General features: G+C 60.1%; 11 protein-coding genes. 7 read left to right on the forward strand and 4 right to left on the reverse strand.

Annotated elements, in window-relative coordinates; translation table 11 throughout:
- The first annotated feature begins 224 nt into the window (after window positions 1-224).
- The 4 genes from rhtA to WBB95_RS06300 all read left to right on the forward strand — a co-directional run bounded on the left by rhtA (window position 225) and on the right by WBB95_RS06300 (window position 3,021).
- Entirely contained in the window at window positions 225-1,112 is an 888-nt protein-coding gene (gene rhtA, locus WBB95_RS06285; protein ID WP_424486777.1) for a threonine/homoserine exporter RhtA, read from the forward strand.
- A 161-nt stretch (window positions 1,113-1,273) separates the two neighbouring features.
- Window positions 1,274-1,555, forward strand: a complete 282-nt coding sequence (locus WBB95_RS06290; RefSeq protein ID WP_424486778.1) for a hypothetical protein — start codon at window positions 1,274-1,276, stop codon at window positions 1,553-1,555.
- A gap of 108 nt (window positions 1,556-1,663) precedes the next feature.
- Window positions 1,664-2,395 carry an SDR family oxidoreductase gene (locus WBB95_RS06295; protein ID WP_424486779.1) on the forward strand — a complete coding sequence of 244 codons (732 nt, stop codon included), beginning with the start codon at window positions 1,664-1,666 and terminating at the stop codon, window positions 2,393-2,395.
- A 35-nt stretch (window positions 2,396-2,430) separates the two neighbouring features.
- Complete coding sequence (locus tag WBB95_RS06300) at window positions 2,431-3,021, forward strand: 2-hydroxychromene-2-carboxylate isomerase (protein WP_424486780.1); 591 nt, start codon at window positions 2,431-2,433, stop codon at window positions 3,019-3,021.
- Here the strand turns inward: WBB95_RS06300 and WBB95_RS06305 are convergent.
- Entirely contained in the window at window positions 3,018-3,995 is a 978-nt protein-coding gene (locus WBB95_RS06305; RefSeq protein WP_424486781.1) for a zinc-dependent alcohol dehydrogenase family protein, read from the reverse strand. The genes WBB95_RS06300 and WBB95_RS06305 overlap by 4 nt on opposite strands.
- A 123-nt stretch (window positions 3,996-4,118) precedes the next feature.
- Between WBB95_RS06305 and WBB95_RS06310 the strand changes: the two genes are divergently transcribed.
- Complete coding sequence (locus WBB95_RS06310; protein WP_424486782.1) at window positions 4,119-5,027, forward strand: LysR family transcriptional regulator; 909 nt, start codon at window positions 4,119-4,121, stop codon at window positions 5,025-5,027.
- Here WBB95_RS06310 and WBB95_RS06315 read toward each other — a convergent pair.
- The 3 genes from WBB95_RS06315 to WBB95_RS06325 all read right to left on the reverse strand — a co-directional run bounded on the left by WBB95_RS06315 (window position 5,020) and on the right by WBB95_RS06325 (window position 8,541).
- Window positions 5,020-6,828: an aminopeptidase P family protein gene (locus WBB95_RS06315; RefSeq protein ID WP_424486783.1), complete on the reverse strand. Its 1,809-nt coding sequence runs from the start codon at window positions 6,826-6,828 to the stop codon at window positions 5,020-5,022. The genes WBB95_RS06310 and WBB95_RS06315 overlap by 8 nt on opposite strands.
- A gap of 49 nt (window positions 6,829-6,877) precedes the next feature.
- Window positions 6,878-8,038 (reverse strand): cysteine desulfurase family protein, encoded by a 1,161-nt coding sequence (locus tag WBB95_RS06320; protein ID WP_424486784.1) that lies wholly within the window; start codon window positions 8,036-8,038, stop codon window positions 6,878-6,880.
- Between the two features lie 233 nt (window positions 8,039-8,271).
- The gene (locus WBB95_RS06325; RefSeq protein WP_424486785.1) at window positions 8,272-8,541 is read right to left on the reverse strand and encodes a hypothetical protein; all 270 of its coding nucleotides are present in this window, start codon (window positions 8,539-8,541) and stop codon (window positions 8,272-8,274) included.
- Between the two features lie 398 nt (window positions 8,542-8,939).
- On the opposite strand from WBB95_RS06325, the gene msuE reads away from it, so the two are divergent.
- Both msuE and ssuD read left to right on the forward strand, forming a co-directional pair.
- Complete coding sequence (gene msuE / locus WBB95_RS06330; protein ID WP_424486786.1) at window positions 8,940-9,503, forward strand: FMN reductase; 564 nt, start codon at window positions 8,940-8,942, stop codon at window positions 9,501-9,503.
- Between the two features lie 9 nt (window positions 9,504-9,512).
- The gene (ssuD, locus tag WBB95_RS06335) at window positions 9,513-10,652 is read left to right on the forward strand and encodes an FMNH2-dependent alkanesulfonate monooxygenase (protein ID WP_424486787.1); all 1,140 of its coding nucleotides are present in this window, start codon (window positions 9,513-9,515) and stop codon (window positions 10,650-10,652) included.
- Window positions 10,653-10,753 lie beyond the last annotated feature (101 nt).

Genomic DNA, 10,753 nt, shown 5'->3' on the forward strand with positions numbered 1-10,753 from the left:
GAGTTTTCCGTTTCGACTGCGCCGGAAGTGGGGCGAATTATAGACTTCCAGAATCTGCCGTCAACCCCTGATTACGCTTTTCTATCAAACAACCTGAAATCCCCCTGCCGCCCTCTATATAGAAGAAAGCACATCGCCAAGTGAGCAATATATTGCTCAAAGCTGAACTGTTAAGCATCATAGCGCCTCTGCTTCCTTACCATGACTTCGGACGAACACCCTCAATGACCACCCCACCCCGCAGCCTGGCTTCGACATTGTTCCCTGTCGGCCTGCTGTTGATCGCCATGGCGTCCATCCAGTCCGGCGCATCACTGGCCAAAAGCATGTTCCCCGTTGTCGGCGCCCAAGGCACCACAACCCTGCGCCTGATATTCGCCAGCGTGATCATGCTGTTTCTATTGCGCCCTTGGCGCGCCAAGCTGACGGCCAAATCCCTGCGCACCGTCGTCATTTACGGGATAGCGCTGGGCGGCATGAACTTCCTCTTCTATATGTCGTTGCGCACTGTGCCACTGGGTATTGCGGTCGCTCTCGAATTTACCGGCCCGCTCGCCGTCGCCATTTACGCTTCGCGGCGCGCGGTGGACTTTTTGTGGATCGCGCTCGCGATAGCTGGTCTGCTCTTGTTGATCCCGACTGGGGACGCCAGCAGCGGCATCGACTTGACTGGCGCAGCCTACGCACTGGGGGCAGGTATCTGCTGGGCGCTCTACATTCTGTTCGGTCAGAAGGCCGGCAATGATAATGGCGTCCAAACCGCCGCCCTCGGCGTAATGATCGCCGCCCTGTTCGTTGCACCCATCGGTATTGTCCACGCCGGCGCCGCCTTGCTGACACCCGCACTGATCCCGGTGGCTATTGCCGTCGCCGTTTTATCCACGGCACTCCCCTATACGCTGGAAATGGTCGCGCTCACTCGCCTGCCAGCACGTACCTTCGGCACGTTGATGAGCATCGAACCGGCATTCGGGGCCCTCTCCGGCCTGTTTTTCCTGCAAGAGTACCTGTCCCTCGCGCAATGGCTGGCCATTAGCTGCATCATCCTCGCCTCCGTGGGTGCCACGCTGACGATGCGCAATGAATCGAAACCGCTGGTGCCTGCCGATTGATCATCTTTAAAGGTAGCTCTGGTATTTGCCGCTTATTTAGGCCATGTTTAGGCCGCAAACGAATGTCATTCATGGAGAATTTCGACAAGGAAAGCTGAACGCTACAATCGAGAGCGAGTAAAGCCTGCTTCTTATTTGCGAAGTGGCTATTAAGGATAGGAATGAAGCGAATTTTGATACTGTTAATGATCGTGGGCATTGCTGGCTGTGCCGCGACCACCAAGACAGAAGTGAAACGGGGCAAAAAAGGGCTGCATATCAATTGTTCCGGCCTGTCCTCCTCCTGGGACCAGTGCTACACCAGCGCAACCAATTCCTGCGGTGCCAAGGGCTACCGGGTGATTGCCAAATCCGGTGACAATTCCGAGGAGCCAGGGGACTACCCCTTCGGCCTCAACCCTGCTGGCTATACCAGCCGCAGCATGATTGTCATTTGTAAATGACGGCCCGAGCAGTCACCGCCGACTGCTCATTAAATTCCCGCCACAAACCTGCCCCTTCCTGACGCTGCGTCTAGACTCCTGCTCGACCCTTGAGCCAACGGAGTTCCCATGACGCATAACAACAAGATCGTATTAGTGGTGGGCGCCGGTGATGCAACCGGCGGTGCGATTGCCAAACGGTTTGCCCGTGAAGGTTACGTCGCCTGCGTCACCCGTCGCAGCGCCGACAAATTGCAGCCCCTGGTAGACAGCATCAAATCGGCCGGTGGCGAAGCCCATGGCTTTGCCTGCGATGCACGTAAGGAAGAAGACGTCATCGCCTTGATCGAGCAGATCGAAACCGAGCTGGGGCCCATCGAAGCGTTTGTGTTCAATATCGGCGCCAACGTGCCTTGCAGCATCCTCGAAGAAACCGCACGCAAGTACTTCAAGATCTGGGAAATGGCCTGTTTCTCGGGTTTCCTCAACGCTCGCGAAGTGGCCAAGCGCATGGTCACGCGCAACCGCGGCACCATCCTGTTCACCGGCGCCACCGCCGGCTTGCGCGGCGCGGCCGGTTTTGCTGCATTCGCCGGTGCAAAGCACGGCATTCGCGCGCTTGCGCAAAGCATGGCGCGGGAACTGGGTCCCAGGAACATCCATGTCGCCCATATCGTGGTCGACGGCGCCATCGACACGGCCTTCATTCGTGACAACTTCCCGCAAAAATACGCCCAGAAAGATCAGGACGGCATACTCAACCCCGACCACATTGCCGACACTTATTGGTACCTGCACAGCCAGCCACGCGATGCCTGGACCTTCGAGCTGGACCTGCGCCCCAGGAATGAACCCTGGTAAGCCCGCCCACCCGATAAAAGCCGCGAGTATTGACCATGAGCAAAACCCTGGAATTCTTCTTCGACCTCGGCAGCCCCGCCACTTACCTGGCCTACACCCAACTGCCTGCGCTGTGTGCTGCAACCGGCACGCAGCTGGTGTATCAGCCAATGCTGCTGGGCGGCGTATTTAAAGCCACCGGCAACGCTTCGCCGATTACCGTACCGGCCAAAGGTCGCTATATGTTTGATGACCTGGCGCGCTACGCCAAACGCTACAACGTGGTGCTCAGGTTCAACCCCCACTTCCCGATCAACACGTTGGTGCTGATGCGCACCATTACCGGCATCCAGATGCGCCAACCTGAGCGCTTCCAGGACTTTATCGACTGTCTGTTCCGAGCGCTGTGGGTTGATGGCCGTCATTTGGGCGATCCCGCCGTTGTTGCCGCCGTGCTCGCCGAGCAAGGTTTTAACCCTGAGGCCGTGTTGGCCCTGGCCAACGATGAAGCAGTGAAAACCGCCCTCAAGGACAAAACCGAACAAGCCATCCAGCGCGGGGTGTTCGGTGCACCCAGTATGTTTGTAGGCAATCAGCTGTTCTTCGGTCAGGACCGTCTGGAATTTGTGCGCGAAGCCCTCAGCTAGAGGCTGATAGCCAACCGCCCTTGAGCGCCGCTGGCGAGCAAATCGTAAGCGGCGTCGGCCATAGACAGGTCAAACTGATGCGGGTCCATAATCGGTTTGAGTTTGCCGGCATTGATCAACCCGGTTGCTTGCGCCAGGATTTGTCCGTGGTGCTCACGGCCCTTGCCCGTCAGCAATGGCAACAAGGTAAAGACTCCCGAATAGGTCGCCCCACGAAACGACAGCGGCGCCAGGCTATGTTGCCCCCAACCCAGGCAACTCACCACGTGGCCGTGGTAGGTCTTGGCGGCTCGAAAGGACGCGTCCAGCGTCTCGCCGCCGACGGTGTCATACACAATGTCAAACCCTTCACCCGGCGTGTGCAGCGCCACATACTCTTCGACAGTATGGTTCTGGTAGTCGATAAAGGTCGCCCCCAAGCCTTCGATGGTCGCCCGATGTTTGGCGGAACCGGTGGCATACACCTCGGCGCCATAGGCAACGGCCAACTGCACGGCAATATGCCCTACCCCCCCTGCGCCGCCTTGAATCAAGACTTTATGCCCAGGGCCTACGTGGGCACGGTCCACCAGCCCTTCCCACGCGGTAATCAGTACCAACGGCAACACTGCGGCTTCACGCATGCTCAAAGTCGCAGGTTTGCGTGCCAGCAAGCGCGCGTCGACCACTGCATAGTCAGCCAGCGAACCCTGCGCACCACCGATGCCAGTGCCGAGGGCATACACGTCGTCGCCCACCTGCCACTCACCCGCGTGCGGGCCTACGGCTTCGACGGTTCCCGCCAGGTCCATGCCGATAACTGCCGGCAATGGCTGCCGGGCATGGGCGGCCTGGCCTGCGCGAATTTTCGCATCCAGCGGGTTTAGGCCGCTGGCATGGATTCGAACCAGCACCTCACCGGGGCCTGCAACTGGCCGAGGAAGGGTCGTCATGCGAAACGGGCCATCTACTGTGTCCACGATCAAAGCATTCATAAGGGTCATGTCAGCAATCTCGGTTCATTGAAGGATGAGCCAATGATCCGCGCCTACACTCATGCCGATAAGACACCAAAAAGCTATAGTGCCTATGCGCATTTGGCATAAATTGGACAGCCCATGGACAAACTCAACGCAATGGCGATTTTCGTTCGAGTGATCGAACGCGGCAGCTTTTCTGCCGTCGCCCGGGAAATGCAGACCACCCAGCCCACCATCAGCAAAGTGCTGCGCGCTTTGGAGAACGAACTGGGCGGCAAGCTGATTGCCCGCAGTACTCGCCACCTGTCGCTGACAGACGAAGGCCAGCGGTACTACAACCAATGCAGAGAAATCCTCGCGGCGGTAGACGCAGCGGAACACAGTTTCCAGACGGGTAAAGAGACGGTCGCGGGCCCGTTGCGCATTGGTTCATCGGTGAGCTTCGGGCGACTGCAGATCGCCCCGCGGTTGAGTGACTTCCTGCAGCAATTTCCCGAGGTCCAGATAGACCTGCAACTCAACGATCACCTTCAGGACATGGTCAGCGAAGGCCTGGACGTGACCCTGCGCATTGGCGAGTTGCGCGACAGCGGCCTGATTGCCCGGCAAATCGGTATCACCCATCGCGTCACCGTGGCCAGCCCGGCCTACCTCGCCAGGCACCCGGCCCCGCAAACCCCGCAAGACCTTACACAGCACAACTGCCTGCTTTTCAACCTGCTGAGCAGCCAGAATCAATGGGTTTACGACAAGGATGGAAAACGCCAGACGGTGCGCATCACCGGCAACGCCCAGAGCAATAACTCCGAGGCGGTACACGAGATGGTGTTGACGGGACTTGGCATTGCGCTGTCGCCCCTGTGGCTGTTCGCTGATGACTTGAAAGCCGGCCGCGTGGTTGCGTTACTGCAGGACTACACCCCGCTGTCACTGCCGATTCACGCGGTGTCGGCGCCCAATCGTCGGCAGTCGGCGCGGGTCAGGGCATTCGTCGACTATATGGCCGACGCCCTGGCCCTCGCCCCGGAAATGCAGCCGATCAAATAGCCGCCGTGCGCACCTGCAGCCACGCCAATGCAGCGCCGCTCAGCAACGGGCTCAGGCGCTCGCGCACCTCGGCGTGATAGGCGTTGAACCATTCGCGCTCGTCCGCCGTCAGCAACGAAGGCGCCAGGCATCGGGTGTCGATCGGGCACAACGTCAGGGTTTCGAACTTGAGGAACTCACCAAACTCGGTCTTGCCCGCTTCACGGTTCAACACCAGGTTCTCGATGCGCACACCCCAACGGCCTGGGCGATAAGTACCCGGCTCAATCGACGTAATCATCCCCGGCTGCATCGCAGTCTGCGGCGCGGTGGCAGCCTGATAGGCGATCACCTGCGGGCCTTCGTGCACATTCAGGAAATAGCCTACGCCGTGACCGGTGCCATGGCCGTAGTCCACGCCTTCAGCCCAAATCGGCGCGCGCGCAATCGAATCCAGCAACGGCGACAGAATGCCTTTCGGGAAGTGCGCGCGGGACAGGGCAATCACGCCCTTGAGCACGCGCGTACAGTCGCGCTTCTGCTCCTCACTCGGCGTACCAATCGGCACCATCCGCGTGATATCGGTGGTGCCACCGAGGTACTGGCCACCCGAGTCGATCAGCAGCAAGCCATCGCCTTCGATCAGCGCATGCTCTTCTTCCGTGGCGTGGTAATGCGGCATCGCGCCATTGGCGTTGAACGCCGCGATGGTGTTGAAACTCAACGACACATAATCCGGGCGACGGGTACGCGCGGCGGTCAGGTGTTCGTCGATGGTCAACTCGGTAATGCGCTCACGGCCCAACGCACCGTCCAGCCAGGCGAAGAATTCGCACAGGGCCGCGCCGTCCTGCTCCATGGCCTGGCGAATATGCTCGGCGTCCGCCAGGCTCTTGCGCGACTTGGCCAAGGTGGTCGGGTTCAGCCCTTCAATCAGCTTGACGCCGGCGTCCAGGTGTTCGAGCAAACCGGCCGTCACACGCGCCGGATCGACTTGCAAACTGGCGCCCGACGGCACGTCACGCAGCGCATCCGCCACTTCGCTGTAGTCGCGCAACGTCACGCCGTCTTGCGCCAGCACGGCACGCAGTTCGGCATCGACCTTGCTCAGCGCTACAAACAAGGTGGCCTGCTGCTGATTGATCAAGGCAAAGGAAACGAACACCGGGTTAAATGACACATCGCCGCCACGCAGGTTGAACAGCCAGGCGATGTCATCCAGGGTGGCGATGAAATGCCAGTCAGCGCCCTTCTCTTTCAGGCTGGCGCGCAGTGCGCTGAGCTTTTCGCCACGGCTGACAGTCGCCTGCGGCGGCAGGTGTTGATAGATCGGCTGGTTCGGCAATGTCGGGCGGTCTTGCCAGACTTCATTCAACAGGTCGATGTCGGTACGCAGCCGCGCACCGCGTTCCGCCAGTTTGCCGCCCAAGGTGCGTGCCGAGGCCACGGCCATGACTGCGCCATCGACTGCCACCACACCACCTTCCGGCGTTTGCTCAGCCAGCCATTCCAGCGGGCCGGGTTGGCCGGGCTGCAACTTCACCAGTTCGATACCGCTGCCCTTGAGCTCCTTGGTCGCCTGTTCCCAGTAACGGCTGTCGGCCCACACGCCGGCGAAATCCGCGGTAACAATCAGCGTGCCCACCGAGCCGTGAAAGCCCGACAGCCATTGTCGGCCCTGCCAGTAACCCGGCAAGTACTCGGACAAATGCGGGTCGGCCGACGGCACCAGCAAGGCGTGAATGCCCTCGCGGCTCATCAGTTCGCGGGTATGCGCCAGGCGCTGGGGAACCGTTCCATGGGTCAAAGGCTGCGTACTCATTGTGTCTCCTGCTAACCACTAATAATTGTTATGTGTTGCGAATTGAAGATCAGACTGCCCAGAACGCCGGAGCGCTGGCCAACGCAGCCTTGATCAACTGCACGGCTTCGTCGATGTCCTGCTCGGTGGTAAACCGGCCCAGGCTCAAGCGAATGGTACGCCCGGCGCTGCGCGCGTCATGGCCCAACGCCAGAAGCACGTGGGACGGCGCATTGCTCGCCGAGTTGCACGCCGACGTCGCCGAAAAGGCGATGCCCGCGCTCAACGCAGCAGCATTGAATTCACCTTCGTCGAACGTGAGGCTGAGGGTATGCGCAATACGTTGCGAGGCGCTGCCATTGAGGCGCACACCCGCCACGGACGCCAACTGGTCCAACAGGCGCTGACGCAGGGCGACAATTTTCGCCTTTTCTTCAGCGAAGGACTCCGCCGCCAGGGCAAATGCTGTGCCCATGCCTGCGATCTGATGCGTCGCCAACGTACCGGAGCGCAACCCGCCTTCGTGACCGCCGCCGTGGATCTGCGCCAACACCTTCTGTTGCGCGCGCGGGCCGACGTACAGCGCGCCGATGCCTTTGGGCCCGTACAGTTTGTGCGCGGAAAACGACATCAAGTCCACCGGCCACTCAGCCAGGTCAATCGCCACCTTGCCTGCGCCTTGCGCGGCGTCCACGTGCAGCAACGCGCCGTGTTCACGCACCCGCGCGCCGATGCCGGGAATATCGTTCAGGGTGCCCAGTTCGTTATTCACCAGCATCAACGACACCAGGAAGGTGTCCTCACGCAACGCGTCACTCACCGCCTTGGCGCTGATCAACCCCTCGGCATCCGGTACCAGGTAGGTCACGGCTACGCCGGCCTCCTGCAACTGGCGCGCGGTATCGAGTGTGGCCTTGTGTTCGATCTGACTGGTAATGATGTGCCCGCCCGACACACCGCGTGCCTGGGCGACGCCCTTGATGGCGAGGTTGTTGGATTCAGTCGCGCCGGAGGTCCAGACGATCTGTTCAGGTTGGGCACCGACCAGTTCGGCCACCTGACGTCGCGCCTGTTCAACCGTTTGCCGGGCCGCTTGGCCGAACGCATGGGAACTGGACGCGGGGTTACCAAAATTGGCATTGAAGCCCAGACACTCGACCATCACCTGGATGACCCGCTCATCCACCGGCGTGGTGGCGGCGTAATCGAAATACAACGGACGTTTATTCATGACGTTAAAGACTCGCAGAGCGTGTTCCCGAGAGCAGTGTCTCAGGGGCATCGACCGGGACAGAGGTCGTCAGGTTTAACCAGTCGAGTGCCATTAAAGAAGGACCACTTTATGTAAATGTGCGTAGGAACGCTCCTGAATTTCAGCTTAACAGGCTGACGTGGCGCCATGGCAAACAAAAAGCCCGAGATTCCTTGTGGGAAACCTCGGGCTTTTTGCCACTGAGCGCCGGCTCAACTGGGACGACCATGCAGGACCACGCTGCGCTCGGCGTTCATTTCGCCTTGGTGATCAAAACCGAAGGGCTTCTGCGGCTGGCCGGTCAGGGCGGCGCGTTGCTGTTGATAGTCATCGAAAGACAACCCGCGGCGACTCAACGCTTCCAGGGCCAGCTGCTTGGTTTCTTGCGCCGTGTAAGGGCGCAACTCCGGTGAAGGATGGGTCGCACAACCGGCGAGCACGGAACTGGCAATCAATAAGCAAACGGCGAGGTAGCGGTTCATGGAGAAGGCCCTGCGAAGGTGGTTTCGAGTCAATGAACACAGGCTACTCCCGCGCTGGCACGGTGAAAAATCATCGTCCGTGATAGTCGCTATCAACCGTTCAGGCACCTTCGATAGTCTGCCACCAATATTCTTTTATGATCTATAAATATGGAAATACGTTCATTTACGGAATAAAAGTAACCCTCTATAAATAGCCACAGGTTATTCGCACTGTTCGCTACGCAACTGTTGCCCAGGCAACAGCCATTCAACAAAACACCAGGCAGACAACAGCAGCATTTTTCAGCAGTGAGCCCACAGCCCTCGCCAATCAAGGCCTGCACCCGTTGGTACAGCTCTTGCTCAACAGGTATCACTTCTCCTGCTATGAACCACTGCTGAAAAAGGAACTGTTCATGACCCGTCCCCTGAATGTTGTCGCCCTCTCCGGCGGAACCTGGCGCCCGTCCCGCACGCTGGTACTGACCCAGGCCATACTCGCCGAGCTGGCGACCTTGCTGCCGGTCCAGACCACATTGATCGAACTCGGCGACATTGCCCGTCCTTTGGGTGGTGCGCTGTCCCGTGATGAGTTGCCGGCCGAGGTCGAATCGCAACTGTTGGCCATCGAACAAGCCGACTTGCTGATCGTCGCCGCACCGGTCTATCGCGGTTCTTATCCGGGCCTGCTCAAGCACCTGTTCGATCTGGTGGGCCTCAACGCACTGATCAACACGCCGGTATTGCTCGCAGCCACGGGCGGCAGCGAACGCCACGCGCTGGTCCTCGATCATCAGTTGCGCCCGCTGTTCAGCTTCTTCCAGGCTTTGACCCTGCCGATCGGCGTGTACGCCACGGAAGCCGACTTCACCGATTACCACATAACCAGCGAGCCCTTGAAGGGCCGTATTCGCCTTGCCGCAGAACGCGCAGCGCCTTTGTTTGCCGCGCACCTCCCTTCTCTGCTAAAGATCGCTTAAGGATTTGTCATGGATGTTTTCTGGTTTCTGCCCACCCACGGCGACGGCCATTACCTGGGCACGACCCAAGGTGCGCGGCCTGTCACGCTCAATTATCTGAAGCAAGTCGCCCAGGCGGCTGACAGCCTGGGTTACTACGGCGTGTTGATTCCCACCGGTCGCTCGTGCGAAGACTCCTGGGTGATTGCCTCGGCGCTGGTGCCGCTGACCGAACGCCTGCGTTACCTGGTGGCGATTCGCCCCGGCATCATCTCGCCCACCGTGTCCGCACGCATGGCCGCCACCCTGGATCGCCTGTCCAACGGCCGCCTGCTGATCAACGTGGTGACCGGTGGCGACCCCGATGAAAACCGCGGTGACGGCAGCTTCCTCGACCACAGCGAACGCTATGAAGTCTCCGACGAATTCCTGCAGATCTGGCGACGCGTGTTGCAGGGCGAATCGGTGGACTTCGAAGGCAAACACCTGCGTGTGCAAAACGCCAAGGCACTTTACCCACCCGTGCAGAAGCCCTATCCGCCGCTGTACTTCGGCGGTTCCTCAGACGCTGCTCACGACCTCGCCGCCGAGCAGGTGGACGTGTACCTGACCTGGGGCGAGCCGCCCGCCGCCGTCGCGGAAAAACTTGCGGATGTGCGTGAACGTGCCGCGCGCCATGGGCGCACCGTTAAGTTCGGCATCCGCCTGCACGTGATCGTGCGCGAAACCGAAGAAGACGCCTGGAAAGCCGCCGACAAACTGATCGAGCACATCAGTGATGAAACCATCGCTGCCGCGCAAAAATCCTTCTCGCGCTTTGACTCCGAAGGCCAGCGCCGCATGGCGGCCTTGCACGACGGGCGCCGCGACAACCTGGAAATTGCCCCCAACCTGTGGGCCGGCGTCGGCCTGGTGCGCGGCGGTGCCGGTACCGCACTGGTGGGCAACCCGCAGCAAGTGGCCGAGCGCATCAAGGAATACGCAGACCTGGGCATCGAGAGTTTCATTTTCTCCGGCTACCCGCACCTGGAAGAGGCCTATCGCTTTGCCGAGTTGGTGTTCCCGCTGCTGCCGGAACCCTATGCGAGCCTCGCCGGGCGCGGTATCACCAACCTCACAGGCCCGTTTGGCGAAATGATTGCCAATGATGTGCTGCCAGCCAGGGCCTGAAGCGCGATGAGGTTGGCTTTATGTGGGAGCGGGCTTGCTCGCGAATGCGTCAGTTCAGCCAACTGATTGGCCATCTGACCCAGCGCTTTCGCGAGCAAGCC

The organism is Pseudomonas sp. (assembly GCF_049645325.1).
In the GTDB taxonomy this organism is placed as follows: domain Bacteria; phylum Pseudomonadota; class Gammaproteobacteria; order Pseudomonadales; family Pseudomonadaceae; genus Aquipseudomonas.